Raw genomic sequence first — 26,450 nt, forward strand, 5'->3', positions numbered from 1 at the left:
ATCAATCCACAAAGCCATTCTTCCTACGAGCTAGCCATGTAGCTAGCTGATTGAGCTTTTCGCCCTAAACCCTTGCACTCGCCTGCGAAGCGATCAACAATTAATAAAGCCTCATCGTTTTTTCACAATGGTGACATTGTATGACACAGGGGCATGCGATAGTATCTAGGTGGAAGGTATTGTCGTCTACAGGTTAAAAGTTAGCGTTGGAATGACGATGTTGTTAGCAGAAAGCCAGCAATGCACCCGCGATCTCGTCTGATACTAAATCGCTGCTTTGAGGGAATCCTCGCGACCTATGCTCCAATTCCTAGGTTTGAGGGAACCAAACTTTCTGCATGGCGGTTATTAAAAATATCAGGCTTCAGACCGACCAACAATCGGTTTATTTGCCCTGATCAACACAGCAACGCTCGGCTATACTTTGGGCATCCTGTTGGCAAGCCAAGCGCCTGGTGTGCTTGAGCGTTGTTCGCAGCGTCAGCGTTTATAGGGGGGAACCATGAGCAACTGGGAAAAAACGTTTGGTAAGCGCGAATTACCAACACCTCCAGCATGGGTCAATTTTTTTAGTCCACAGCAATGGCAAGATTTTCGCCAAATCGTGCAGCGATATTTGAAAAACCTCGGTTTACCGGTTCGCCCCGAAAACCAAGGCTTTGTGGTGCTGGCCGATTATGCTGGTTGGACCAAAGACACCCGCATTGGGCTTAGCTCTTTGGCGCAAAAATGCTATGCCCATCCCCAATCGCAATGGCTGGCAGTTATTACCGATCACTTTGAGGCAATGCACAAGGGCTTTGAAAACGAAGTGCTCTTGCAAGATGAAATAGACGATTTTGAGAGTGTTCGCGATTTGTTGGCTATTCGCTTGTGGGCCTTGGAGCCTGAATTGCGCGAAAAGCTGATCTATCGCGAGGATTTGCAGGATGTGTGTTCGGTCTTGGTCTTCGATTTGCCAACGACCATTCGTAGCGTCAGCAGCGACGAGGCCGCCGCCTGGGGCAAGAGCAACGATGAATTGTTTGCAATTGCCTTGGAAAACTTGCGCGGACGCGAGTTGCGCCTGACCGAACACGAGTTGGATGATGGGATCAATGTGCTGGCGATTACTGGCGACGATTTCTTGATTGGCTCGCAAAGCTTGTTGCTTGAGCATTACCCCCAATGTTTGGGCCGCTTTGGTACGTTGGTGGCTGTGCCCAATCGCCATGTGGTGTTGTGCTACCCAATTAATGAACCAATTGCCTTGGAAGCGTGGACGAGTATGCTGCCTGTGGTCGAAGGCATGTACTTGAATGGCCCTGGCTCGATCTCAAATCAGGTTTTTTGGTACGATAATGGCACCTTTACCCATTTGCCGCATTCGCAAGAGCAGCAATCGCTGCGTTTATCGCCGCCAAGCACCTTTTTAACCACCTTCCAAGAGTAAAATCTACCCATTGCAATTCAAGCACCTGCTGTTGTCAGAGAAAGCCAACAGCAGGTTTTTTATATTCAACAAGGAGCCAACGAATGAAATTACACATCCGCCGCTATCAAGCAAGCGATGCAGCGATTGTCTGGGAACTGCATAATTTGGGCTTGCAGCTGATGGGCGCACATCTGGGCAATGGGCCTCGCGATGCTGATGTTTTAGCGGTTGAAGCGTATTATCTAGCTACAGGCGGCGAATTTTTGGTTGGCGAAGTGGCTGGGCAAGTGGTACTGATGGGCGGTTTGTTGCCAACTGGCGAGCGTGAGGCCGAAGTTAAGCGCATGCGCGTGCATCCCGATTTTTGGCGGCGCGGCTTGGGCGAGCACATGTTGCTTGCGCTTGAACTGCGAGCGCGTGAATTGGGCCTAATCCGCTTGCATCTGGATACCTCAGTGCAGCAAGCGCCAGCCCAAAAGCTCTATCTGAAACATGGCTATCGCGAAATTGCTCGTGGCCAAATTGCGCAACTTGAGATTATTTATTATGAGAAATGGCTCTGATTCGTGGTTATGGGTAAGATTGCGCACATTTGGAAATGTGACATTTGTGAAAAAGATTATTAATCATTTACTCATCTTATTCGCTAGACAACTATTAATAATTAAAAGTATACTAGCGTCAATTCACCGATTCATTAAGGAGTACCCATGAAGAAACTGACGATTCGCAAGACCGAAACCCTGAAAACGACCGCTGCGTTTTATGCTGGTGGCTGTGGTGGCCCAATCATCATCGTTCTGCCATAATAAACGTCGGCAAACCCAAAACCTCATCGAAGCAACACCTTTTCTCCTTCCTGCCTTTGCTTCAAAAACCCAACTTAAATTCCCTAAAGTAAATACGATCATTTTCATTCCAATGAAGGATTCCCGTGAAAAAGATCACCATTCGTAAAGCTGAAACCTTGAGAACCACTGCGGCATTTTATGCTGGCGGGTGTCATTCAGGCGGTGGTGGAATTATTGTGATTCCCTAAACCTCGCAGCTACGACGATTTTGAAGCAACTCCTCCCACATCTTGCTCCACTGCTTCAAAATAATTGAGGATGATCGTCGCACATTTAACTATCATCTCACAAGGAGCAACCCCATGAAGAAAATCATCATTCGCAAAGCTGAAACCGTTAAAACGACCGCTGCGTTCTATGCTGGTGGCTGTGGCGTATCACCAATTGGCCCAGGCCGAATCCTGATCCCATAAGCACAACTCCATCCTCAAGCTATTTGCCTCCTTCTCTCCTAGCTCCTGCAAATAGTGCTTCAGATTTTATTTTGGCTCATTAACCTCCCATCATTGCCATGGGCTTATTAGGAGTATCACATGAAAAAGATCACGATTCGCAAGGCCGAAACCGTCAAAACCACCGCTGCGTTCTATGCTGGTGGCTGTGGTGGCCCAATTGTTCCAGGCCGCGGTGGCGTGTTAATCCCATAGGTTTTGCTTGTTGCTATTTGCATTTTTCGCTCTTTGCTCCCGCTGCAAATAGTTCCACAGATTCCCACTTGCATCGATTCGAAGCATCCCATTAACGCAATGGGTTTATTAGGAGTGTGTTATGAAAAAGTTGAGCATTCGCAAAGTTGAAACCCTCAAAACCACCGCTGCCTTCTATGCTGGTGGTTGCGGCGGCCCAGGCGGCCCACCACGCCAAATCCCATAGGCTTGGCTGTTTGAATTGTTTATTTGTTTTAAGGAGTGTGTTATGAAAAAGCTTGCAATTCGCAAAGTTGAAACCCTCAAAACCACCGCCGCTTTCTATGCTGGTGGCTGTGGCGGCCCTCGCCCGCTTCCATAAGCTTCTCGGCTTAATTGATGAGCAATCTTAGGAGTGTGTCATGAAAAAGATTACGATTCGCAAGACTGAAACCCTCAAAACCACCGCTGCCTTCTATGCTGGTGGCTGTGGTGGCGTTCGCTTGCCATAAACGATAGCGCTACGAAATGCACGCTGATTAATTGTTATCAAGGAGCATTCCCATGAAAAAGATTACGATTCGCAAAACCGAAACCCTGAAAACCACCGCTGCGTTCTATGCTGGCAGCTGTGGCCCAATCTTCGCCCAACCATAGGCAACAAACCTCAACGATAAGGAGTGTGGCATGAAAAAGATTACGATTCGTAAAACCGAAACCCTCAAAACCACCGCAGCCTTCTACGCTGGCAGCTGTGGCCCAATCTTCGCCCAACCCTAGTTTATTCGCCGCAATCTAAATTAGTGCTAAGGGGGATTTCCAATGAAAAAGATCACCATTCGCAAGGCTGAAACCTTGAAAACGACCGCTGCCTTCTATGCTGGTGGCTGTGGTGGCCCAATCATCATCAGCCCATTCCCAGTGCTGGAACCATAGGTTTTTGACTCGACGGTGTGTAAGGAGTATTCATGAAAAAGATTACGATTCGCAAAGTCGAAACCCTCAAAACAACGGCGGCCTTTTACGCAGGCTCCTGCGACCCAATTGGCCCCGGTGGTCCCATCCTCGTTGGTGCATAAACTGAACCTGTGAGTGAGTGAGCAGGAGAAGGTTTTTAGTTAATCCCAACACTAGAAGGGTGGGCCTGGCGCTATGACAAGTATGGTTGCTGCCTCGACGAATCCTTTGTATACAGCATCAGCCTATGTTGATGTGTATCCATTTGTTCGGCAAGAGGAGAGCGAAGAAGAGTTATTAATTGGGCGCGTCGATACCAATAACTTCATTATGCTGCCCAAAGAAGCCGTTGAAATCCTCGATGATTTGGCGCATGGCAAAACTATTGGCGAGGCGCAAGCCCTCTATGCCGAACGCTATGGTGAAATTCCCGATTTGGTTGATCTCCTCGAACAATTAGAATCCGAAGGCTTTGTCCAGCCACTCCAATCGGATACGGTGCGCTTTGGCCAACAAGCGCCAACCAATACAGCCGAAGCTGTTGCAACCACACCCAATCAACCGCGCACTGTGCGCTTTCACTTCACGTTTTTTCCGGTGCGGCTAGCCCAACTATTGTTCAGCCCAATTGCTTTGGCCTTGTATGCGATTTTTATTGGTGGCGCGGCGGCAATTGTGCTGTCTCAACCATCGATTGTGGCAGGCTGGCGGGCGATGGTGGTCGATGAACAAATGGCGATCTTTACCCTAATCATCATGCTGCATGGCTTTGTCATCACCTTTTTTCACGAGCTTGGCCATGCGGTTGCCGCCCGTTCGCGTGGGGTTGATGTACGCTTTGGCATCGGGCGACGCTTATGGGTGATTGTGGCCGAAACCGATATGTCGGCAATTTGGTCGATTAAGCGCAATCTGCGCTTTTTACCAATTCTGGCGGGCATGGTGGTCGATTTGCTCAGCGCCGCGATGATGATTTATCTGGCGTTTATGCACCAGCGCCAAATCATTAATCTTTCGGATTTTGGCTATGTTTTGGTGCGGGCGTTTATGTGGAGCTACCTGCTGAATTTGCTGTTTCAGCTGTATTTCTTCGTGCGCACCGATATTTATTATTTCCTCTCAACCTGGTTGCGTTGCTCAAACCTCATGGGCGATACCGCCAATTATATGATCAATCAGTTCAATCGTTTAATGGGTCGCCCAGAACCGCATAATCAAGCGGCAATTCCCGAACGTGAGCGCACAATTATCAAGCGCTACGCCTTTTTCTGGCTGATCGGACGGGTGCTTGCTTTCTATTCGTTGTTCTTCTTAACCCTGCCAATTTTATGGAGCTACGCCAGCATTTTGTTTGAACGCATGTTTGGTAGTTCAAGCAACAACCTGCAAGTGCTCGATTCGATTTTGGCAGCCATTTTGATCTTTATCAGCCAAGCCGTTGGAATCTTCCTTTGGCTTTGGAGCTTGATCCGCAGAAAGGTTAGCGTCGATGACATCTAAGAGCAAGCAATTAATCGTCTGGGTAGGCAATGCTGGCGCGCAACGAACCGCAGCCGCCCAAACATGGCTAAACCAACAATCTGCGGCGCGCACATGGTTGCTGAGCATGAATCGGTCTAAGTTGGGCCACTGGGCTGGGCTAAATAGCTTTGTTAGCTCGCTCTTGCCCGAAATTAAAGCCCAAGCGCCTGAGCTATTGGTCAAATATGATTATGAATTGGCGTTGGTGCTGCCCCAATTGCAACGTGAATTGGCCGTGCGCAACCCAAGCCTGACCGATATTAGCAATCCTCAAGAGCGCACCCGCAATTATGCCGCCGATCGCGCCTTTCGGATCGTGCAAGGCTTGATCGATATGCTGCATGAGTTTCGCCAACATGCACCCGACCAAGCTTGGGTGATTGTCTGCGATCAGTTTGATCAGGCTGGCTCATTGGTCACGATGTTTTTCAAAGAATTATTGCGCCGCGCCGACCAACGCTTTGGCTTGACGATTGGCTTTTTGATTGAGCCAAACGCTGAGTTATTGGCCGAATATCAAAGTTGGGCCGAGCATGTCGAGCTTATCAATGGCGATTGGCAAGCAGATCAGCCAGTCGCTGAATTAGATCCTGCTGAGGCCAAACAACGGCTTGATGAGCTAGAGCGCGACCATACCTTTGATCCCATTGAAATTGAATTGCACTTGCCGCAATTGATTCAGCTGGCAACCGCCGCCAACGAGCCACGCAAGCGACTGGGCTTTATGCACGAAGGCCTTTCGATCTGCTCGACACGTGGCTTGTATGCAGATGCGCTGTATTATGGCGAGCCGTTGCAAGTTGCAATGGAGCGCGATTTCCCGAAGAGCGTTGATTTTCGGCTCAGCGCCTATTTGAAGCTCTACAATTGTTATATTGGGCTAAAACAGGCCGAGCCAGCCTTGGCAATTGCCGAAACTGCGGTGAGCATCACCGATAATCCAGCCCGTTTATTTAGCTGGTATTACTTGATTGCGATGATTCATGGGCGCTTTGCCGTGCCCCGCGATTACGATCAGGCCGAGCATTATCTTAATTTGGGCATTGAAGCGATTCAGCAGGCCGATATTCCAGCCCAAGAAAAACTCTTCCAATCATCATTCAATCGCAATGGCTTGGCATTAATTCGCCACTTCCAAAAACGACCCTTGGAAGCGATTGAAATTTGCCAAGAATGTTACAAACAGCTGGAAACCGGTTTAGATACCGAGGAACACAAATTACATCGCTCGGTTTTGCTGTATAACATTGCCCAAGTGTACGATTCGCTCAAAGATTATCCGAATGCACTGCATTATTACACCTTGACAATTGAAATGGACCCCAACTACGCCGAATATTACAACGAACGAGCCAATATTTATCTGCAAATTGGCGATTATGCAGCAGCCGAGCGCGATTATCGCCAATCGATCGAGCTTAGCCCGCCGTATACCGAAGTCTGGACCAACCTTGCCCAATGCTATCAATTGCAAGACGAATTTGAGCAAGCAGTTGGGGCGTTTAGCCGTGCGCTGGATATTGATCCCAAAAACGTGGTGGCGCTCAACCATCGGGCCGAATGCTACGAAGCTTTGGGCCAAACTCAGGCTGCGATCGAAGACTATAGCGCCAGCCTGAAGCTCAAGCCAAACGACTCAGGCATTGTTGCCAACCGCGCTATTCTCTATTATGAGCTTGGCGATTTGGCTGCCTCGTTGGCCGATTTGAACACCGCGATTGAATTGCAGCCCGATTTGGCTGAGCTGTACGAAAATCGTGCGGTAGCGTTGGAAGCGCTCGAACGCTATCCAGAAGCCGAGCACGATCGCCAGCAAGCGATATTGTTGGCCAACGCCCACGAAGTCAATGCCTAAGTCCCCTCACCCCAACCCCTCTCCCGTCCAACGGGCGAGGGGCTTTAACGCCGTGGTTCTTGCAAAAATCCTTGGAAAAAACGGGTGCTCGCCCTCGCCCGCGTCTAGTGGGAGAGGGGGCTGGGGGGTGAGGGAACGCAAAATCCTTGCAAGCTTATAAACCGCTGCAACTGAATCTTCATTTGTTGGCGAAATCATTGCTATACTGAGCCTCAAGGAACAATCCCTTGAGGCTCATTTGATTGAGGAGCTGCTGATGCCAACCATATTTAGTCATGTGGCCCCAGCCTTGGTGCTTGGTTTGGCGCTTGGGCGCGAGCGGATCAGCCGTCCGTTGTTGGTTTGCGCCTCGATTGCAGCGATTAGCCCTGATTTTGATGGGATTAGCTTTTGGCTGGACATGCCGCGTGGCACGTTGCTGAGCCATCGTGGTTTTACCCACTCACTTGGCTTTGCGACAATCATCGCCAGCTTGGGGGCGCTCTGCGCGCCGCGCTTGGGCTGCAAACGCTGGGTTGCGGCGTTGGTGTTGTTTATGGCAACCTTCAGCCATCCGCTTTACGATATGCTGACCAATGGCGGCAGTGGCGTGGCGCTGTGGTGGCCGTTCAGCAGCCAGCGAGTCTTTTTTGAGTGGCGGCCAATTGCGGTTGCGCCAATCAGCGCGGCGCGGCTTTTTTCCGAGCGCGGCTGGAATGTGCTGCTCTCAGAATTACGCTGGATTTGGCTGCCATGGCTGGGGCTTGGCTGGATTGTGGCCTGGCTACGGCAGCGCTATGATACGTCCAAAGCGCAGATTCGTGCGTAGCATAAGCAATCTCGATAGTGTGGAGCGATGACGAACATGGCCCAATTTGATGCGATTGTTGTTGGCGGCGGGCATAATGGATTGACCTGTGCCTGTTATTTGCAAAAAGCTGGAATCAAAACCCTTGTGATCGAACGGCGACCGATTGTTGGTGGCGCGGTTTGCACCGAAACCATGTTTGGTGGCTATAAGATGGATGTTGGCTCATCGGCCCACATTATGATTCACCTCACGCCAGTGGTGCGCGAGCTTGAGCTGCATAAATTTGGCCTCGAATATATTGATATGGACCCGTTTGCCTGGTATCCATTGCCTGATGGTTCCGGCGCAATTGAATTTTGGCGCGATTTAGACAAAACCTGTGCCTCGATTGAAAAAATTTCGCCCAAGGATGCCCATGCCTATCGCCAATTCGTGGCGCTGTGGGGGCCGCTCAACGAAGGCGTATTTGATGTGTTTCTCAAATCGCCATCGCCTGCCAACCTTGGTCGCCAGATGCTAACTGGCCAATTCAAGGGCGAAAAAGGCACCCATCCGCTGGATATTCTGCGGCGTTTGTTTACCTCGTATGGCCATTTGATCAACGAAACGTTTGAAAGCGAAGCCATGCGCGCTGCGATGGGCTGGTTGGCGGCGCAATCTGGCCCGCCGCCGCACGAAATTGGCACCGGCGATTTTGCTGGCTGGCATTCGATGCTGCACGAAAGCGGCGCGAAACATCCACGCGGTGGCTCTGGCATGTTGACCCAAGCGATGGCTGCGCGCTTCAAAAGCGATGGTGGCACGTTGCTGCTCGATGCGCCAGTTGAGCGCATTATTGTGCAGCATGGAGTTGTGCAAGGAGTTGAATTAACCTCGGGCGAAATCTACAGCGCGCCAATGGTCATTTCGAATGCTCATGTGCAAACCACCTTGCTCAAGTTGGTCGAGCGTGAGCAACTGCCGAATGGCCTCGCCGAGCGAGTTGGTCGGATTCGGGTTGGCAATGGCTTTGGCATGGCCGTGCGTTGTGCCGCTGATGAATTGCCTGATTATTTGGCCGCGCCTTCTGGTGGCCGCCCGCATCCATCGCATCATGGCTTGCAACTGCTTTGCCCATCGATCGATTATCTCAATCGTGCGGTCAGCGATTATGATCGCGGCGTGCCAGCAACCGACCCAGCAGTCATTGCTATGACATTTAGTGCAATCGACCCCGATGTTGCGCCCAAGGGCAAGCATACGCTGTTCTTGTGGGGCCAATATCACCCGTATGAATTAAGCAATGGCGAAGATTGGGATAGCATTGCCGATCGCGAGGCCGACAAACTTTTAGAAGTTGTGTATCGCTATGCGCCAAATATGCGTGGCAAAATTAGCAATCGCTATGTGCAAACGCCATTAACGTTGGAGCGAACCTTTGGTATGCTGCGCGGCAACGTGATGCATGTCGAAATGTCGTTTGATCAGATGTTTGCCTTCCGCCCGCTGCCTGAGCTTTCCGAGTATCGGGTGGCTGGGATCAAGGGCTTGTATCTGACTGGCGCGAGCACCCATCCTGGTGGCGGCGTATTTGCAGCATCGGGCTATAACACTGCCCAAACTGTGCTCAAAGATCGCCAGCCATCACGCCAATGGGTTGGTTGGACGCTTGGCGCGGCGGCAGCCTTAGGCGCAATTGCCTGGGCGAAAAAGAAATAAAGCTATTGCAAGAGCTGCTCAGTCGAATTAATCGCTGAGCAGCTCTTGTTTAAGGCTGAATTGTTGCTTCAAAAACGCTAATTGATAAGGTGCGCGGGTCGGCACCTGGCTGTTGCAAGCTTGGGTTAATGCCTGCTTCATGGGGTTTGAAACGCAGTTTATAACTTTTTTGAGCTAAATCGATTGGCAGCGTAAAGCTTTCGACGGCTGTGCCAACGTTCAGTGTTGCCAACAATTGATCATCAAGCAAAATATCGACTGCCTGCGGATGATCGAATGCAACCAATTTCAATTGAAGCTGGGCTTGCATTGGGCGAGTGGGATATAGGCCCAAGGTTGCGCCAGCCCCAGCATCTTTAATCCAGCGGTGCAAATCATGCTCGCTGCCCTCAATCTCATACCAACCCGTGCCCAATTCCATCAGGCTCGTCAATGGCTCGCTGCTTGGTTGCCAATCCAACCGATAGGCCACCAGCGTTTGGTCGTTGGCAATTTCGCTGGCCTTGGCTCCAGTGAGCGCTTCAACTTGCTCCAACGTCGGCACTTGCTGATTCGGCATATCCGATTTGCGGTAGTACACGAGGTAGCGCAAATTAAAGTAGCTGGTGGCTGCCAGCGGTTGCTGCACCGGAAAAATATCCTGCGCTGGCAAATTAAGTTCTGGTTCTTCTAAGCCACGAACGAGCCGAATATCAAAAATTGGGATGCGTGGCACAGGCCGCGCCAACACGCCATCAATAATTGGGCGCTGATGGATGGTTTGATAATACATGGCAAACCACGCGCTGTTGGTGCGGCGAATCGGCATATCGAGCACACTGCCAGTGATTGGATCGGCGGCAATTTGCTCATACACGGGGTGATGGCTTGGTTGGAGCAATGGCCGCTGGCTTGGCCAACTATCAACCCCAATTAAAAGCAGCAAAACGGCGCTTGCCAGCACATGCCAACGCGCTTGCCAACGCTTCAGCAGCGCATCCACGCCCATGGCCGCCAGCACCGCACAACTTATTAACGTTAAAACGATAAAGCGATCGGGGTAGCGCCCGAATTGGGCAATTGGCAAGAGATTATAAATTTGATACAAGCCATAGCGTGGGCCGAGCGCCAGCCAAAATGCCCCAAGCCCGAGCACAATCCAGCGCAAGCCTTGTTTTTTGGTCAACACCACGCCAATTACGGCCAACGCCAGCCCAACAATGCCTAAATAGGATAATGTTGAGCGTTGGAGAACTGCCAAGGGTGAGATTGCGCGCTTGCTCACTTCCTCAACGCTGCGAATCAAGACCGAATTTTGCGCGGCCTGGCGCAACATTGGAAGCAACATTAATGGCAGAATCACGACTAAAGTTACGCCGCCAATGATCAGTGGCGCACGTAGGCGTTGCCAAGTATGTTTGAGGCTGCGTGGTTGCTGCGCCAGATCAAACCCAAGCCAGACCAATGTCCAGAGCAGCGCATACATCGCCATATACAAGCTTGAAAACAACACCGCGAGCAAGGCCAGAATTGCCCAGGCAATCCGCCCGAATGAAGGTTGTTGGCGCACCCGTTCGTAGGCCACGAAATAGAGCGGCAACCACTGCATATTCCACAATTCAAGGTGATTGAGGGTGAGGTGGCCAACATGAAAGGCAGAAAAACTGTAGATCATGCCAGCCAGAAAGGCGCTGCGCGACGAGCATTGCCATTGGCGACAGAGCAAATAGACTGCATAGCCGCTGAGCACAAACGAGCCAAGCGCCAAAAAATTATAAGCTGGAATCACGCCCCATATGGCGATAATCGGCAGCGCAATAATCGCGTTGGTAATGCTCAAGGGGTGAAAATAGAGCGCAGCGCCATTTGGCGTATACAGTTGGTCGGTAAAAAAAGGCGATTTGCCAGCAAGCAGGCTGCGATACACATGCTCAAGATTCCAGAGTTTTTCCCATAAATCTTGGGCTGCATCGCCAGCACCCGAAGGCACATGGGTTGCAACATTGCCAATCAGCGGATAGGTAGCGATGATTGCAAGCAGCAGATAGCCCAAAAGCACAAGACTATGAATTAAGCGTTGCGACACACTGAATCCTTTTTAACTAATCAAACAGCGCTAGCATACCATAGGCGAGCGACGAGAGAGACGAAACCACGAAGGACACGAAGAGCACGAAGGAACGAGGAATTAAGGTAACGAAACCACGAAGAGCACGAAGAGCACGAAGCTATTAATGTGAGGAATAGGAAGCATAGTAACAATCCACGAAGAAACATTAGGGGGTGCTGGAGGATGAAAACCCCCGGCGTTTCCCTCCGGCGGAGGGACGGAAGGGTCGCGAACTGATACTGAGTAATCAGCGATCAGGGGTCAGGAAATCACGAATGCTTATTTTTAGCCACGAATTGCCCGAATTCCACGAAGAGTATGAAGAGCACAAAACTAATTAATGTGGGGAATAGGAAGCATAGCAACAATCCACGGAGAAACATTAGGGGGTGCTGGGGGATGAAAACCCCCGGCGTTTCCCTCCGGCGGAGGGACGGAAGGGAGGCGAAAAAAGCCATACTTATTAAATACTACAAATGTTGATTAAAGAGGTAACAAAGGGCTAAAACTAAACTCCATGGCCAGCAAGCAGCATAAAAATTGACAAAGTATTAAGCATAAGCTATGCTTGCCATAACTGCGTGGACTTGGCAACGCACATTCATGTCATCATGCATATGCAGATAGCCTTGATTGCTATCAGCAACCAAGTACCATTCGAGGAGTCTTCTTTCCATGACAGAGAAGCGAACTCCGCGGCGACGTGTTCAACGAGCACAAACGCAAAACAACGCCGAAGTTATTTTGCTACCAGCTCCTAACCACACCACTACCGCATTTCGCCAAAAATCTGATACAGGCCGGATTGAGTCACTCAATCAAGCTGGCCGCTCAGCCCAACGACGACGCAAGCAAGAACAACGCGCAGCTTCGATCGCGCGATCTTCGCTAGCTCAAATCGCTGGCACATCAACACGTGCTCCACTAGCAATTCCCGAACCAAAACCAGCACGGCGTTCGTTCAAGGTTGCCGCCCAATCGGTGCGTCAGCGCTTACAAATTCAACGTCGCTTAGTCGCCCATAGCGTCATTCTTTTGGCTGCCTGTGTGGTGGCTTGGGGTCGCGGCTTTCCGCTCAATCCCGCTGCTGATTCGACAGATCATGCAATTCCCGAAGTTTTAGCCGCCGCTCAGTTGGTCGATGAAGTTGAAGCAGGTAATTTCCAACGTGTCGTCATCCCCATTTCTGCAACCCAGCCCCAAAGTGTTGGTGGTGGCGAGCATGAAGTTGTGGTCGATGTTGGCCCTGCCTTAATCAAACCAGCGCCAGAGCGTGGCCCTGCCTTTGTTGCGACCCACTTGGTTGCCAACGAAGAAACTATCGCCGATATTGCTAGCAAATATACAATCACTCCTGAATCGTTAATTGCGGCCAATAATTTAACTGGCCCAGTTGCGATTGGCGAAACGCTGCGGATTCCGCGGGTTTCAGGCGTTCCCCACACCGTCAGCGAAGGCGAAACGATTACCGATATTGCCGAACGCTACAGTGTTGGCGCTGATGTGATTATGACGTTCCCACCCAATGGCTTAGATCAAGGCCAAGCCTTGGTTGCTGGCCGCGAGATTTTCGTGCCAGGCGCATCACTGGCAGGCGTGCAAAATGTCTCCGTGCGTGGCGCAATCGATTCAATCAACCAAAAATCGCAAGCAGCTGCCATCGTGCTGGCCGACCGCACCAACTTGCGAGAAGGCCCAGGCACTGCCTACGAGAAAATCGTCAAGGTCAATGCTGGCGAGCGTTTACAGCTGATCGCCAAGCACGAAGAATGGGTCAAAATTCTACAAACCGATGGTGAGGTTGCGTGGGTTGCGCGCGAAGTTGTGAGCATTCCTGCCGAAGTTTGGTCGGTTTTGGAAGAAACCGATAACTTCCCACCGCCACCACCACCGCCACCAGTCTGGGTTTGGCCAAGCTATGGCGACCTAACCTCGGGCTTTGGTTATCGCAACTTTAGCGTTGGCCGCTTCCACAACGGTGTCGACATTGCCAACCGCAAAGGCACGCCAATTTCGGCAGCCCGGCGTGGTACGGTCATCGAAGCTGGCTGGTGTAGTGGCTACGGCTATTGTGTCAAAATTAGCCACGGCTCCGGAATGGTCACCGAATACGGCCATATGATGTCGAATCCGGTGGTTTCCGAAGGTCAAGAAGTCGAGGCCGGACAGTTGATTGGCTATATGGGCAGCACCTATGATCGGGCTGGCGGTGGCTATTCAACTGGCGTTCACTTGCACTTCACGATCAAAATCGATGGTACGGCGGTTAATCCGCTGAAGTATCTGCCATAAATCGAACGAGCTTTGAAGCAGCGCCAGTGCAACTTGCATTGGCGCTTTTTTATTCCCTCACCCCCCAGCCCCCTCGCCCACTGAACGCGGGCGAGGGGGAGCATCCGTGGTTCACCAAGGAATTGGGGGAAAACCAAGATGTAAAAGCCCCTCGCCCATTCGATGGGAGAGGGGTTGGGGTGAGGGGATCTTAATCCTACCCTTGTAAAAGCCCCTCGCCCGCGCCACGGGAGAGGGGTTGGGATGAGGGAACGTAGCTTCAAGCTACGCTCGACCTAGTTGCAAAACTTGCTGGCTGCGTTCGCGTCCGCTGGTCGTCAACTCAAGTTGTTGGCCTTGGCAACGCACCAAACTGCGCCGCTGAGCCAAATCAAGCACCCGCTGAGCAAACTTATTGTTCCATTGCAGTTCGCTTTGCAAATGGCTAATTGTGCTTTCGTTGGCTGCTTCGGGGCTGCCTTCGTGCTGCAACAAATGCACTAGTAGCGTATCGGCTGCGAACTGAATCCGTTGGCGAGCCAAACGCCGAGCACGGGCAACCAAGCCTTGTTTGGGGCTAAACAACAAGGCCAAGCCAAATTCTACCCCTGTGATGGTGGCAATTGCGCCTGCAACCGAACCATTGAGCATAAAAGCTAAGCCAAAGCCAAGCACTGCCGCGATTGCTCCAGCGCCAATCGCCAAGCCAATCATCCATGGCAAACGGTCGGTCAGCAAATAGGCAGTGGCCGCAGGCACAATCATCAAGGCCACCACCAAAATTGCCCCAACTGCGGTAAACGCGCCAACTGTGGTAATCGAAACCACCGCCATCAGGCCATAGTGAATCAGGATTGGCGAAAAGCCAAGGGTCGCTGCCAAGCCTGCATCAAAGGTCGCCAGCTTCAATTCTTTATAAAACACTGTAATAAAGATGAAGTTGATCAGACATAAGCCACCCATAATCCACAGCGATTGTGGCCCTAGATCGGTTTCGCCAAGATACCAATGATCAAAGCCCACAAATTCGATGTTGCCATAGAGCACTGCATCGGCATCGAGGTGCACATCGGCATAATATTTCGAGACGAGGAAGGTTCCCAAGGCAAACATGGCTGGAAACACAATCCCAATTGCCGATTCGCCGCCGACGCGTTGGGTATTTTTGAGCAATTCTACCAAGCCCACAGTGATCAATCCGGCTAGCGCTGCGCCAAAAAAGCCCGCCAACAAACTTGGCCCTTGGGCGATGAAATAGCCCGCTACCAAGCCTGGCAAAATCGCATGGCTAATCGCATCGGCCAACATCGCCATGCGCCGCAGAATCAGGAAACAGCCAAGCGAGGCACAGGCAGCCGCCACCAAAATTCCGGTCAGAATAATTGCAAACGTGCTACTCATGGCTTATTCTCCTTTGACTGGCTGGGCTTCGCGATTGCGCGGCTCATGATTGAGAGCATGACTTTGGCGCAATTTGGCCCAAACCAAGCCCCGAGCTGGCGCAAACAACAATGAAATTGCCACAATTGCGGTTAGGCTGAGAATGATCATCGGCCCAGTTGGTACGTGCTGTTGCCCAAGGCTCAGCATGGTTCCGGCAATCCCTGCGGCTGCCCCAAACACGCCCGAAAGCAGCAACATCACGCTTAATCGATGCGTCCATTGGCGGGCTGCAACCGCTGGCCCAACCAACATTGCCGCCATCAACACCACGCCGACGGTTTGCAAGCCAATCACAATCGCCACCACAATTAAGCTGGTGAGCAAAATGCCCAAGCGGTTGGGCGCAAAGCCAAGGCTGGCAGCAAAGGCCGGATCAAACGCCAACAACTTAAATTCTTTATATAGCAACACCAAACAGCCCAGTGCCAAACCACCCAAAATGCTCATCGTCAGCACATCGGTTGCAACCAAGGTTGCCGCTTGGCCAAACAAAAAGCGATCAAGCCCAGCTTGGTTGGCATCGTTGCGCTTGGCAATATAGGTCAGTAGCAAAATCCCTACGCCAAAAAAGACGCTCAGCACAATCCCCAAGGCGCTATCTTCGCTAATTCTAGTGTCGCGCACAATTCGATTAATGGTCAGCGTGCCGACCCAACCGGCAATGCCCGCCCCCAACAAAAGCACAATCGGCGCTTTGGAGCCAGTCAACAAGTAGGCGATGGCAATGCCTGGCAAAGCCGCGTGCGAAAGCGCATCGCCCAGCAAGCCTTGACGACGGAGCACCGCAAAACAGCCCAAAATGCCACTGACAATTCCCAGCACCATCGCGCCCAAGGCCACGTTGCGCAAGGTGTAATCGCTGAATAGATCGAATAGGCTCATGCTGCACCTCGAATTAGGTTTTGGGTTCGCCCGCCATAGGTTTGGCTGATGTTCTCTGGTGTCCAAGTGGTTTTCATGGGGCCTGCGGCGATCATGCGCACATTCAGCAAGGCTACCCAATCAAAATATTCTGGCGCTGAATCAAGGTCGTGGTGCACGCAGATGACGGTTTTGCCATCGGAGCGCAGTTGTTGCAACAGGCTAATGATGGCCCGTTCGGTCACTGCATCAACGCCCACAAATGGCTCGTCCATCAGATACAGCTGGGCACGTTGGGCCAAGGCCCGCGCCAAAAAGACCCGTTGTTGCTGGCCGCCACTGAGTTGGCTGATTTGGCGTTGGGCAAAATCGGCCATGGCGACTTGCTCCAAACAGTGCAAGGCCCATTCGCGGTCGGCCTTGCTTGGCCGCTTGATCCAGCCAAGTTGGCCGTAGGTTCCCATCAAGACCACATCTAAGGCATTGGTTGGAAAATCCCAATCGACGCTGGAGCGTTGCGGCACGTAGCCAACCATTTGGCGGGCTTTGGCATAGGTCTGGCCAAACATCTGGATAGTTCCAGCAGCAATTGGCATCAAGCCAAGTGTCGCTTTAATCAGGGTCGATTTACCAGCACCGTTTGGCCCAACAATCGCCGCCAACACACCACTTGGCACACTCAAATCAATATCCCACAACACCGGTTTATCTTGATACGCCACAGTCAGGTCGTGAATTGCCAGCGGTTTTGCATCTGTATTCATATGGTTTGGCTCCTGTATGAGGGGTCAGTGATTAGGGATCAGGGGTCAGGATTAATAGCTATTTCATCTTTTCTTCTCTATTTCCGACTGAACCCTGATCCCTGAATCCTGCTCCCTCGTAACTACTTCAACGCATTAACAATGGTTGTGATGTTATGGCGCACCATGCCGATGTAGGTGCCTTCTTCAGTGCCAGCATTGCCCATGGCATCGGAGAATAATTCGCCGCCGATTGCCACATTCCAGCCGCGCGATTGCACAGCCTTCTGCACTGCATTAATCGTAGTTTGCGGCACGCTGGATTCAACAAAGATGGCTTTGATTTGGCGAGTTTGAATAAATTCGGCCAAACCCTGAACATCGCCTGCGCCTGCTTCGCTGGCTGTGCTCAAGCCTTGCAAGCCCCGCACTTCAAAGCCATAGGCCGAGCCAAAGTAGCCAAAAGCATCGTGGGCGGTAATCAGCACGCGGCTTGAAGCTGGCACGGTGGTGATCAAATCGCGAATCTCTTGATCAAGCGTGGTGAGTTCTTGGGCATAGGCAGCGGCGTTGCGTTCGTAATCGGCGGCATGAGCTGGATCATAGCTTGCCAAGGTTTCGGCAATCACGCCAATCGTATCGCGCCACAACAGCACATCAAACCAAATATGTGGGTCGTAGGAATCGTTGCCGGTTGAATGCAAGCGACTAGGATCAAGCTTGCTGGTGACGGCAATCGTGGGCTTTTGGCGATTGAGCTTTTCGAGCATATCGGTCATGCGTCCTTCAAGCTCCAAGCCACCATAAAACACCATCTCAGCATCATCGAGAATCCGTACATCGCCAACGCTTGGCTTGTAGAGATGCGGGTCAACGCCAGGCCCCATCAAGCCAAGCACCTCGACATGCTCGCCGCCAACATGTTTAATCACATCGGCGATCATGCCAACCGTTGCCGCCACTTTGATCGGTGGATTTGGCGTAGTTTGTTGGGCAAAACTGCTCGGGCCGCAACTTACCAGCAACAATAGCAAGATTATCAAAAGCTGTTTTCGTCGCATACAACTACCTCATTTTAATAAGACAAAAAACTATTTAGGCATGCCTAAAAGGCTTAGCTAAAAAAAGAGCGCTAAATTGAACGCTCTATTTGAACTTGAATTCTGGTTGCTAAGCGCGAGTCGAGCACCTGTTGGGTTTGCTGATCGCCAACGTTCAAGGTTAAGGGGCCGTCAAACGGGGCGCGAGCCACAATCATCACAATGCTGTTGGGCGTTAATCCAAGGTCTGCCAAATAGCGCAAGCGCGCTGCATCGCGATCTTCAACTTCGACGATGCGGGCAATTTGGTTAAGCTCCAATAAGGTTAGCGAGCAAGAATCGCGCTGCGGAATGCTGCCATCGCGGGCGGGAATTGGCGAACCATGCGGGTCAAATTGGGGATGGCCCAAATATTCGGCAATCCGTTCTTCGAGCGCTTCCGAAAGCACATGCTCCAACACTTCGGCCTCGTCGTGCACTTCATCCCACGACATCCCCAGCGCTTGTACCAAATAGAGTTCAAGCAACCGATGATGGCGAATCATTTCAAGCGCAATTTTCTCGCCGATTTCAGTTAGGCGCACGCCAGAACGCGCTTGATAATCGACCAATTCCAAACTTTCGAGTTTTTTGAGCATCTCGGTGATGGTGGGCGCACTAAAGCCAAAATAACTAGCCAGCCGACCGTTGGAGACAGGCGCTTCCTCTTGTTGAAGGGTATAAATTGCTTTGACATAATCTTGCACGCCTGCCGTAATTCGCATAAGTTCACTAATCCTTTCATTTAGGTACTACCTAAGTATAAAGTTTATTGTGGTTAAATGTCAAGCAGCTTATCGACGAAGTTTTTTTTGATCCACGAAGGACACGAAGGGCCACGAAGATGTATTTTTTAGCCACAGATTGGCACAGATTGATTAGATTATGTTTCTCATAGCCCATAGCTGTAATGGTGCATTGCGTTAACCACCGCCTGATCCCCTCACCCCAACCCCTCTCCCACGTGGCGGGCGAGGGGCTTTAATCCTGTGGTTCTGCTGAACTGCGCGGTGAAAACGGGTGCTCCCCCTCGCCCGCGTTTTCGTGGGAGAGGGGCTGGAGGGTGAGGGAACATGATTGCCAATCCAATGTATCAATACATATAGGCTTTTGGCTTTTGCGTTCATTCATCCTCCCTCATAATTCATACTTACGCCCTCTGCGCCTCTGCGTTGAGTTTTCGCCACGAATTGCACGAATTGCACGAAGATGTATTTTTTGCCACAGATTACACAGATTGATTAGATTATGTTTCCCATAGCCAAAAGCCAAAAGCTAATAGCCAATAGCCTGACGTTATGTTCTATGCTCTATGTTCTATGTTCTGCCTAAGGAAACCCACTGCCCATAGTCAGCAAGCTGCCGATTAAAATGAACAGCAAGGCCAGAATATAGCCTAGCAAGGCCAGATTAAAGGCCACGCCACGACCAACTTGATACCAGCGATAACGTTGCTGAGCCTTGGCTGCGCGGCTTGTCCATTGCAGAATTTGGGGAATTAAGCGCATGGCTTGATCAAAAAGCTGCTTGACTGCCAGCTCAGGAGTTGCCAAATCAACCTCAACTAGCGCTAAGCGATGCTCTTCAACATATTCGCCTGGAGCCAACCACTCGCCAGTTTTGGCATCGCCAACAAAGCGATTGCGATAGCGCACCGCCTTGCAAACCAGCCGAAACTCAAGTGTAGTGCCATGAATTGTCAGCACAAACGTGCCGATTAATGGTAGCAGCTGAAAAACTTTGCTGGTCAGGTGGTCGCGCACGATGATTGGCACAATTACCGAATAGCGATCGGCCTGAATTTTCGCATGGGGAATTTCCGTGCAATGCTCAAGCTGGGTAGCTCCCAGTGCTTGCATGAATTGGGGTAAATGTAGCTCAATCAGTGGGCGCACAAGGCGAGCGGTGGCGCGGCTTTGCAAATCGCTTTCGGTTTGGCGAATCCGTTCGATCTGCTGCTCTAAGCGCCAGCGTAAAATCCGTGCTCGTTCCATAACAACCACCTAGGTGATGGAAGTTTGCTAGCTGATAGCCCGTTTACGTTCAGCTAAACGCTGCTCAATCTCTCGATCTGCCACAATTTGGTCGGCCTCAAAATAGACTTGGGCCACAACCAGCCAAGCCCAAAATAAACAGCTCATCAACAGCCACAAGGCTGCCAAGAGCCACCAAACCGCCACTGCCGGAATATGCGTAAGTTGCCAGAACCACCACCCAGCTCCCAGCGCTGGCAGATAGAGTGGCAAAGTAACCAAGCGGGCTTGGAGGTAAAGCCAACGCCCATTATTGCCAAGCGCTCGGCGCAGGCTTGCCCGACCGAGGGCTTTTTCCACCGCGCCATCGCGAGCAAAAAAGAGCTTGCTGACTGGCGAAAAACTGCCTAAGAAGCTTACACCAAACAGTGTGCCAAGAATGATGAAGGTAAGGCTGGTGGCAATCGTATTATTATCGCCAACGATAAATGGCACAATCGCACAAAACAAAAACACCGCGGCAACCAGTTGCGGAAATACGAAATAAACAAAATCCATCACCGTTGCCAACAAACCCATCACCGCTTTATCGCCGAATTGTCGCCATGCAGGCAGCGGCAGCCGATAGCCCCGCGAACTATTATCGAGGTGCTCAATGACCAACCCTTGCGGCCAAATAACCCCAATGATGGTTGAGCCAAGCAACCCTCCAATCGCAACCTTGGGCAACCATAAGCGGTCGCTCCAAACAGTACGCAGAGCAGTTTGCAAGGCTCGCAAGGGCTGAAATTGTTCTTCGGCTGCCACTGGCCCTCCTTCGCTAGGCTTCTAAGCTACGGCGAATCAGATCAAGCGCCGCAGTGGTGATAAAGCCTAAAGCATCGTCGCTTTTCAACTCAACCCGCCGGGTAAAGCTGCGTTGCAAATCTTTGCCCACCAACACAATGCACACATCAGTAAAGCCGTCGGCCCCAATTTGGGCTGGCACTGCTGCAATGCCATAGCTGGCCTGCCAATTGTTGCGCACCGTGTTGGCTCCAGCAATTGCCAACGATTCTGCTGCTTCGCGATCAACTGCTTGATCGAGCGGGTGGATGGTTACGCCGCGCAAAGCTTGGGCCAAATCGGGCTTGGCCGAACGCAGCCCATTGTAGATTGGTGCGCCGCGCAAGCCTTCATAAATTGCCAAACTAGCTGATTGTTGTTGCAACCGGCGCAATACGTGCGCTGCCAAACCATCGCGATCCATCAAAAAGCGCTCAAGGCGGCGAGAAACTTCGGCAGCGCAGGCTTCAATATCGGCCTCAACTTGGGCCGGATCTTCGCCGTGAGCCGAAATTCGTACCTCGTATTGGGCGGCTTTGGCCGAAATGCCAACCGTTGGATAGGCTGCTTGCATCAGATCGGCGATAAGCTCGCCAGCTTCAGCTTCGCTTGTACCACTGAGCCAGATCGAACGCACCAACAAAACCGATTTTAGGCCACGCTCGTTGCGCAAGAACGGCAATAATTCAGTTTCAACCAGAAACTTCATCTCGCTGGGTACGCCAGGAAAAACCATCAACGCGCGTGCGCCTTCATCGATGATAAATGATGGTGCAGTGCCACGAGCATTGGGCACAGGCCGCGCCCCCATTGGCACAAAGGCTTGTTGGCGATTGCTCTCGCTCATTGTGCGGCCAAACGAACGAAAACGCGCTTCGATGCCATCAAACAGCTCTTGGTGAAACTCCAAGGGGCGTTTGGTAGCTTGGGCAACGGCTTCGCGGGTTAGATCGTCGGCGGTTGGGCCAAGCCCACCAGTGCACAGCACCAACGGGCTGCGTTGCCATGCCGCCGCGATAACCTCAGTGATTGCGCCAATGTCGTCGGCGACCAAAGTAACTCGTTGCACCTCAACGCCCACGGTAGCGAGCGTTCGCGCCAACCAAGCGCTATTGGTATCGACGGTTGTGCCGAGGGTCAATTCGGTGCCGATGGCAATTAATTCAGCTTGCATTGTGCTACTCGCTAGGCAATCGTCGTTTGATCAGGGGCTGGCACACGTTCGTGGAATTCAGTCCAAAGCTCTTTTTCCCGTTGAACCACGGCGGCTTTGGCCGATGCAATGGCACTTTTGACGTTGACTTGCAGCGAACCCAACGCGCCTTCTTCTTCATCGCGGTTGGCCAGCACAAATGAGGCTGCCAAGCCAGCACCAACGCCAACAATTAGGCCGAAAACGAATTTCATGAGCGGTTTCCTCACACTAGGCAGAGCAAATTCTGGGGTTATTATACGGTGGAATGAGGCTTAAAACAATGCAGCGCCCGAAGGCGCTGACTGTGTGGAGCGGGAAACGAGACTCGAACTCGCGACCTTCTCCTTGGCAAGGAGATGCTCTACCAACTGAGCTATTCCCGCGATTTAGTTGTGAGGATGTGGTTGGTGGGGACGGAGAGACTCGAACTCTCACGTCTAGGACACTTGCTCCTAAGGCAAGCGCGTCTGCCAATTCCGCCACGTCCCCGTAGCGAGGGAGAGTATAGCATAGCTGTTGAGAAATTGCAAATGCGAGGAATTCCCTCACCCCAACCCCTCTCCCATCCGATGGGAGAGGGGCTTTAATGCCGTGGTTCTTGCAAAAATCCTTGGTAAAAACAGGTGCTCCCCCTCGCCCGCGTCTAGTGGGAGAGGGGGCTGGGGGGTGAGGGAATTCTACTTAATCTCAACTGTGCCTAATTCGATGTAATTGGCTCCATGCTGGGCAGTGCTGGCAGTTACGGGCAAACGCTGAGCCTCAGTCTCAGTAATCGTCGGATCATACCAGCCAAGCACCACTAAATAGTGGCCTTTGGCCATGGTTTTGGGCAAGGGCACTACAACTTGATCATGAATTGCTTGGTTGGCTTGCCAGCGACTGGTGGGCAGCCCGCCATTCAAGGGCATGGTATCGACTTGGGCGGCAACTGGCGCGCCCAAGGCTGGCACCAAATGAATGAACAAGCGATAATCGTTGGCTAAAGCGCTGTTGGTGCGCCACGCCAATTGCACCGGCAACGTGCCGCCCGCCTGATAGCCAGCAGGCCACGCCTGCAATTGATAGCCTTCGAGTTGGAAGCTGTTATTCCACGTGGCTGTGGCCGAAGCAGGAATTGGCCATGTGCCAACTAAGGCCAAATTCTCCACTTGCATTGGGCGGGGAAAGCTTTGGCACAAAATCCGTAGCGCATTAAATTCCCAATACGGTAGATCGGTGCAACGCCATTTGTCGTTTAAATCAGCAGTCAGAAAATTAATTCCAACCTTGCCCATATCATCTTGGGGATATTGCGGGTTAGGCGGATCGATTGCTTTGGCATTTTCAGGGGCAATCAGCAGCCAACCACGGCGTTTGCCAGCCAACAGCGCCGCATAATCATTATCAAACTCGCCTTGATCGTAGCCAATTGCCCCGATGCGGCCAAAGCCACGGGCCGCAGGCAAGGCATCGGGCGTAACGCGGCTGGCATAATAGTTATACAAAGTGGCAATATACGGCGGCTGCACGATAATCACATCATCAGGGGCAACATGTTCGGCCAAACTTTGCAGCGCCCCGCGATAATCTTCCTTGACGGCGTTGCCGCTCCAAATGCCATAGGGCTGTTGAAAGACCAACCACGCACTTAAGCCAACGATTGACCCGAGGCTCGCCGTGTTGAGCCAGCGTTGTTGGGCGATTCCGGCCAAGCCAAGCGCCAACATCAAGCAAAATAACGGCAAGCTAAAACTGAGGTAACGTGGCTCGTAGAGCGGCGATCCTGCCCCAAGCACTGCCAAAAAGAGCAGCACTGGCAAGAGCCACAAGCCTAAGATGATGTTTCGCCGTGGATGCCGCCATGTCAGCCATAAGCCGCTGGCGAGTGCCAAGCCCACAGGCAACAAGCGCCAAGCCAAATCGCTGCTTGAGCGATCAAAACTGAGCCGACCTAGCAACAGCCATGCTGCTTGCAGCACGCCAATTGTGCGACCAATCGGTGGCGCATTTGGATCTTGGCGCAGCCCAAAACGAATGCCAACCACAAAGCCAAGGCTTAGCAAGCCAAAGCCAAGCCAGAACCACTTTTGCCAAGCGGTTTGCCTGAAATGCAGCGCCAAAACCAAAACTTGCCCCAACACCTGCAATAACGCCAAGCGATGCAAACTGAGACACAGCATCACGCTGGCCAACCACAGCCAAATATTTCGTTTATTGAGCTGATCGAGCAGATCGAGCAAGCGCAAATTCGACCACAGCACCGCCGCCATCAACATGCTATAGACTTTGGCATCTTGGCTTTGCCACAGCCCAAAAGGATTAATTGCCAGCAACCCAGCCGCAACCCATGCGACCGTGGGCGTGCTCAAGCGCGCCGCAAAGTGATAGAGCAGCCCGGCCGCCAACGCTCCAGCAATCGCTGAAGGCGCACGCAGCGCCAATTCACTATCGCCAAAGATGCTCACCCACGCCTTGATCAGCAAGTGATAGAGCGGGTAGCTCTGGCGTGGGCTTAACAGATCGCCGAATAAGCTGGGCCACGAACGACCGGTAGCTTCGCTCCAGGTACCGCCCTCGTCGAGCCACAAACTTTGGCTGCTTAGGCGGAAAAAGCGTAAGCCAAGGGCAACGATCAAAAGGCCAAAACTGATTAATCGGGCTGATTGCTTGTGCATAGCGTGCTCTATAATCTTTAACAAATATGAATGGCAATGGAGCTTTGGGCTTGAATAGCAAAAAGCACCAAGCCAGCTAGCTTAGTGCTTAATTGATTGCTGCGAAGCACGCCGTTAAGCGCTCAGTTGCTCGATGCCGCTTGCTTCGTCATCAGCGATTGTAAACAACGTATCGAAGCGGGTTTTGCGAAAAACCTCAGCAATTTGGACTTGCAAGCCAAATAGCATCAAATTTTGGCCACGACTTTGCTGATCTTTCAAATTCATCATGAGCATGCGCAAGGCCAAGCTTGCGGCAAAATCAACTTTGCTCACATCGACCAAGACAGGCCCATTGTGATCGGCAATCGTTTTAGCAAACGGTTCTTCAAGCTCACGGACTGCGGCAGCGTCCATGCGCGCAGGCAAGCGCACGATCAAGACCTTACCATTGGTTTCTTGGATGAGTTCAGCCATACGAAATCTCCCTATAGTTGTCGTTCAAAAGACAGCAGGAAACAAGCGTCATTATACACTGAAGCGCGGGTCAATCACAGAGGATTCTGGCCAAATTGCGTTTTTGGGCTTGTTAAAGGCACATTGACGCTTTTTTGAGCGGGCTTTATAATGCGTAGCGCTTAATGCAACTTCACTTCTTCGCAGGAGGCTGCTCGGTGTACTTTACACAAAACGATCCCCCGATTCTTTTCCCTTCGTGGGTAGCAGGTTTGTTGGTTGTTTGGATTGCGGTTTTAGTGGGTGCCATTTTCTGGCTACGCTCGCTGCCACCAAAAAACCCGTCGCGTTTGGCGTTTCGCAAGCGCACCAGCAACGGCCTGCTGATCATCGCCGGGATTGGGATCGTGCAGTTTCTGGCGCGTTGGCTGAAGATCGACGTAGTTGAGTGGCGCTTGTGGGGCTATGTTTTATTTGTCGCATTGATTGGTTTCGGGCTGTATTCTTGGCAGTATGCCCGTTCAACCTTGCCAGCTTTGGTTGCCCAAACCGGCAAAGTTAAATCCAATTATGCTAAGAGCCGCGCTGCTGCTGCCAGTAGCAATGTCAAGGCTGGCGCTGATGGTGTTGCAAGCGAACCCGCTGCACCACGCCTCCCCAAGCCAATTGCAACCACTGGTCGTCGTGACGCACGCCGCTCCAAGAAACGCAAATAATTCGCTCTGTTGGCAACAATTAAACACTGGCTCTGCTTTGCAGGCTGGTGTTTTTGTTTTTTAGCTTGGGAAGCAGGGCTATAGGCTATGGGCTATCGGAAGATTTTTTCGTGGAATTCGTGGAATTCGTGGCTAAAAATACGGTTCTGATGCCCAAGCAATCGTTTCGCCACCCTTCCGTCCCTCCGCCGGAGGGAAACGCCGGGGGTTTTCATCCCCCAGCACCCCCTAATATTTATGTTGTGGAATGTTTCTGGGTTGTTTTTCCCCCGATAGCCCATAGCCAATAGCCTATAGCCATATTTTCTCTGCGCCTCTGCGTTAAAATTCTCTTTGTGCAATTCGTGGAATTCGTGGCTAAAAACTTAACCTTCGCGATCTTCGCGTTCTTCGCGGTTTCGTTGCTCGGCTCCCTGTTCCCTTGCCCCCGACAGCTGAACCCTGGCCCCTCAAT

General features: G+C 51.7%; 20 protein-coding genes and 2 tRNA genes. 8 read left to right on the forward strand and 14 right to left on the reverse strand.

Annotated elements, in window-relative coordinates; all coding sequences use genetic code 11:
• Positions 1-502 precede the first annotated feature (502 nt).
• The 6 genes from JOD20_RS12570 to JOD20_RS12595 all read left to right on the forward strand — a co-directional run bounded on the left by JOD20_RS12570 (position 503) and on the right by JOD20_RS12595 (position 9,712).
• Positions 503-1,432, forward strand: a complete 930-nt coding sequence (locus JOD20_RS12570) for a DUF1444 domain-containing protein (RefSeq protein WP_204755589.1) — start codon at positions 503-505, stop codon at positions 1,430-1,432.
• A gap of 83 nt (positions 1,433-1,515) precedes the next feature.
• The gene (locus JOD20_RS12575) at positions 1,516-1,977 is read left to right on the forward strand and encodes a GNAT family N-acetyltransferase (RefSeq protein ID WP_204755590.1); all 462 of its coding nucleotides are present in this window, start codon (positions 1,516-1,518) and stop codon (positions 1,975-1,977) included.
• 2,066 nt (positions 1,978-4,043) lie between these two features.
• Complete coding sequence (locus JOD20_RS12580; protein ID WP_204755591.1) at positions 4,044-5,348, forward strand: site-2 protease family protein; 1,305 nt, start codon at positions 4,044-4,046, stop codon at positions 5,346-5,348.
• The gene (locus JOD20_RS12585; protein WP_204755592.1) at positions 5,338-7,224 is read left to right on the forward strand and encodes a tetratricopeptide repeat protein; all 1,887 of its coding nucleotides are present in this window, start codon (positions 5,338-5,340) and stop codon (positions 7,222-7,224) included. The genes JOD20_RS12580 and JOD20_RS12585 overlap by 11 nt, the downstream gene beginning before the upstream one ends.
• 256 nt (positions 7,225-7,480) lie before the next feature.
• Positions 7,481-8,032: a metal-dependent hydrolase gene (locus JOD20_RS12590; protein ID WP_204755593.1), complete on the forward strand. Its 552-nt coding sequence runs from the start codon at positions 7,481-7,483 to the stop codon at positions 8,030-8,032.
• A gap of 27 nt (positions 8,033-8,059) precedes the next feature.
• Positions 8,060-9,712: a phytoene desaturase family protein gene (locus tag JOD20_RS12595; protein ID WP_420828951.1), complete on the forward strand. Its 1,653-nt coding sequence runs from the start codon at positions 8,060-8,062 to the stop codon at positions 9,710-9,712.
• Positions 9,713-9,761: 49 nt separating this feature from the next.
• On the opposite strand, the gene JOD20_RS12600 is transcribed toward JOD20_RS12595, so the two are convergent.
• Positions 9,762-11,777 carry a hypothetical protein gene (locus tag JOD20_RS12600; protein ID WP_204755595.1) on the reverse strand — a complete coding sequence of 672 codons (2,016 nt, stop codon included), beginning with the start codon at positions 11,775-11,777 and terminating at the stop codon, positions 9,762-9,764.
• 699 nt (positions 11,778-12,476) lie between these two features.
• On the opposite strand from JOD20_RS12600, the gene JOD20_RS12605 reads away from it, so the two are divergent.
• Positions 12,477-14,093, forward strand: coding sequence for a peptidoglycan DD-metalloendopeptidase family protein (locus JOD20_RS12605; RefSeq protein ID WP_204755596.1), 1,617 nt, complete (start codon positions 12,477-12,479; stop codon positions 14,091-14,093).
• Between the two features lie 264 nt (positions 14,094-14,357).
• Here JOD20_RS12605 and JOD20_RS12610 read toward each other — a convergent pair whose 3' ends face one another.
• The 13 genes from JOD20_RS12610 to JOD20_RS12670 all read right to left on the reverse strand — a co-directional run bounded on the left by JOD20_RS12610 (position 14,358) and on the right by JOD20_RS12670 (position 25,301).
• Positions 14,358-15,473: a metal ABC transporter permease gene (locus tag JOD20_RS12610; protein ID WP_204755597.1), complete on the reverse strand. Its 1,116-nt coding sequence runs from the start codon at positions 15,471-15,473 to the stop codon at positions 14,358-14,360.
• A 3-nt stretch (positions 15,474-15,476) separates the two neighbouring features.
• Positions 15,477-16,397, reverse strand: a complete 921-nt coding sequence (locus JOD20_RS12615; RefSeq protein ID WP_204755598.1) for a metal ABC transporter permease — start codon at positions 16,395-16,397, stop codon at positions 15,477-15,479.
• Positions 16,394-17,140: a metal ABC transporter ATP-binding protein gene (locus tag JOD20_RS12620; RefSeq protein ID WP_204755599.1), complete on the reverse strand. Its 747-nt coding sequence runs from the start codon at positions 17,138-17,140 to the stop codon at positions 16,394-16,396. The genes JOD20_RS12615 and JOD20_RS12620 overlap by 4 nt, the downstream gene beginning before the upstream one ends.
• 122 nt (positions 17,141-17,262) lie before the next feature.
• Entirely contained in the window at positions 17,263-18,180 is a 918-nt protein-coding gene (locus JOD20_RS12625; RefSeq protein WP_204755600.1) for a metal ABC transporter solute-binding protein, Zn/Mn family, read from the reverse strand.
• A 71-nt stretch (positions 18,181-18,251) separates the two neighbouring features.
• Positions 18,252-18,923 (reverse strand): metal-dependent transcriptional regulator, encoded by a 672-nt coding sequence (locus JOD20_RS12630; RefSeq protein WP_204755601.1) that lies wholly within the window; start codon positions 18,921-18,923, stop codon positions 18,252-18,254.
• A 603-nt stretch (positions 18,924-19,526) separates the two neighbouring features.
• The gene (locus tag JOD20_RS12635) at positions 19,527-20,192 is read right to left on the reverse strand and encodes a hypothetical protein (protein ID WP_204755602.1); all 666 of its coding nucleotides are present in this window, start codon (positions 20,190-20,192) and stop codon (positions 19,527-19,529) included.
• Between the two features lie 27 nt (positions 20,193-20,219).
• Positions 20,220-20,978: a DUF4013 domain-containing protein gene (locus tag JOD20_RS12640; protein ID WP_204755603.1), complete on the reverse strand. Its 759-nt coding sequence runs from the start codon at positions 20,976-20,978 to the stop codon at positions 20,220-20,222.
• A gap of 13 nt (positions 20,979-20,991) precedes the next feature.
• Entirely contained in the window at positions 20,992-22,170 is a 1,179-nt protein-coding gene (locus tag JOD20_RS12645; RefSeq protein ID WP_204755604.1) for a competence/damage-inducible protein A, read from the reverse strand.
• 11 nt (positions 22,171-22,181) lie between these two features.
• The gene (locus JOD20_RS12650) at positions 22,182-22,403 is read right to left on the reverse strand and encodes a hypothetical protein (RefSeq protein ID WP_204755605.1); all 222 of its coding nucleotides are present in this window, start codon (positions 22,401-22,403) and stop codon (positions 22,182-22,184) included.
• Positions 22,404-22,498: 95 nt separating this feature from the next.
• A tRNA-Gly gene (locus tag JOD20_RS12655) sits at positions 22,499-22,574 on the reverse strand.
• Positions 22,575-22,596: 22 nt separating this feature from the next.
• Positions 22,597-22,680 (reverse strand) — tRNA-Leu (locus tag JOD20_RS12660).
• Between the two features lie 188 nt (positions 22,681-22,868).
• Positions 22,869-24,845, reverse strand: coding sequence for a glycosyltransferase family 39 protein (locus JOD20_RS12665; RefSeq protein WP_204755606.1), 1,977 nt, complete (start codon positions 24,843-24,845; stop codon positions 22,869-22,871).
• Positions 24,846-24,959: 114 nt separating this feature from the next.
• The gene (locus JOD20_RS12670) at positions 24,960-25,301 is read right to left on the reverse strand and encodes an STAS domain-containing protein (RefSeq protein ID WP_204755607.1); all 342 of its coding nucleotides are present in this window, start codon (positions 25,299-25,301) and stop codon (positions 24,960-24,962) included.
• A gap of 197 nt (positions 25,302-25,498) precedes the next feature.
• Between JOD20_RS12670 and JOD20_RS12675 the strand changes: the two genes are divergently transcribed.
• Positions 25,499-25,996, forward strand: a complete 498-nt coding sequence (locus tag JOD20_RS12675; RefSeq protein ID WP_054534659.1) for a hypothetical protein — start codon at positions 25,499-25,501, stop codon at positions 25,994-25,996.
• Positions 25,997-26,450 lie beyond the last annotated feature (454 nt).

Origin of the sequence: Herpetosiphon giganteus, from assembly GCF_016907925.1 — a bacterium.
GTDB classification, from domain to species: Bacteria; Chloroflexota; Chloroflexia; order Chloroflexales; family Herpetosiphonaceae; genus Herpetosiphon; species Herpetosiphon giganteus.

What these genes read in the sequence shown, in the direction of transcription:
- JOD20_RS12570 (WP_204755589.1), top strand. Translation starts at nt 503, where the DNA reads ATGAGCAACTGGGAAAAAACGTTTGGTAAGCGCGAATTACCAACACCT.
- JOD20_RS12575 (WP_204755590.1), top strand. Translation starts at nt 1,516, where the DNA reads ATGAAATTACACATCCGCCGCTATCAAGCAAGCGATGCAGCGATTGTC.
- JOD20_RS12580 (WP_204755591.1), top strand. Translation starts at nt 4,044, where the DNA reads ATGACAAGTATGGTTGCTGCCTCGACGAATCCTTTGTATACAGCATCA.
- JOD20_RS12585 (WP_204755592.1), top strand. Translation starts at nt 5,338, where the DNA reads ATGACATCTAAGAGCAAGCAATTAATCGTCTGGGTAGGCAATGCTGGC.
- JOD20_RS12590 (WP_204755593.1), top strand. Translation starts at nt 7,481, where the DNA reads ATGCCAACCATATTTAGTCATGTGGCCCCAGCCTTGGTGCTTGGTTTG.
- JOD20_RS12595 (WP_420828951.1), top strand. Translation starts at nt 8,060, where the DNA reads ATGACGAACATGGCCCAATTTGATGCGATTGTTGTTGGCGGCGGGCAT.
- JOD20_RS12605 (WP_204755596.1), top strand. Translation starts at nt 12,477, where the DNA reads ATGACAGAGAAGCGAACTCCGCGGCGACGTGTTCAACGAGCACAAACG.
- JOD20_RS12610 (WP_204755597.1), bottom strand. Translation starts at nt 15,473, where the DNA reads ATGAGTAGCACGTTTGCAATTATTCTGACCGGAATTTTGGTGGCGGCT.
- JOD20_RS12615 (WP_204755598.1), bottom strand. Translation starts at nt 16,397, where the DNA reads ATGAGCCTATTCGATCTATTCAGCGATTACACCTTGCGCAACGTGGCC.
- JOD20_RS12620 (WP_204755599.1), bottom strand. Translation starts at nt 17,140, where the DNA reads ATGAATACAGATGCAAAACCGCTGGCAATTCACGACCTGACTGTGGCG.
- JOD20_RS12625 (WP_204755600.1), bottom strand. Translation starts at nt 18,180, where the DNA reads ATGCGACGAAAACAGCTTTTGATAATCTTGCTATTGTTGCTGGTAAGT.
- JOD20_RS12630 (WP_204755601.1), bottom strand. Translation starts at nt 18,923, where the DNA reads ATGCGAATTACGGCAGGCGTGCAAGATTATGTCAAAGCAATTTATACC.
- JOD20_RS12635 (WP_204755602.1), bottom strand. Translation starts at nt 20,192, where the DNA reads ATGGAACGAGCACGGATTTTACGCTGGCGCTTAGAGCAGCAGATCGAA.
- JOD20_RS12645 (WP_204755604.1), bottom strand. Translation starts at nt 22,170, where the DNA reads ATGCAAGCTGAATTAATTGCCATCGGCACCGAATTGACCCTCGGCACA.
- JOD20_RS12650 (WP_204755605.1), bottom strand. Translation starts at nt 22,403, where the DNA reads ATGAAATTCGTTTTCGGCCTAATTGTTGGCGTTGGTGCTGGCTTGGCA.
- JOD20_RS12665 (WP_204755606.1), bottom strand. Translation starts at nt 24,845, where the DNA reads ATGCACAAGCAATCAGCCCGATTAATCAGTTTTGGCCTTTTGATCGTT.
- JOD20_RS12670 (WP_204755607.1), bottom strand. Translation starts at nt 25,301, where the DNA reads ATGGCTGAACTCATCCAAGAAACCAATGGTAAGGTCTTGATCGTGCGC.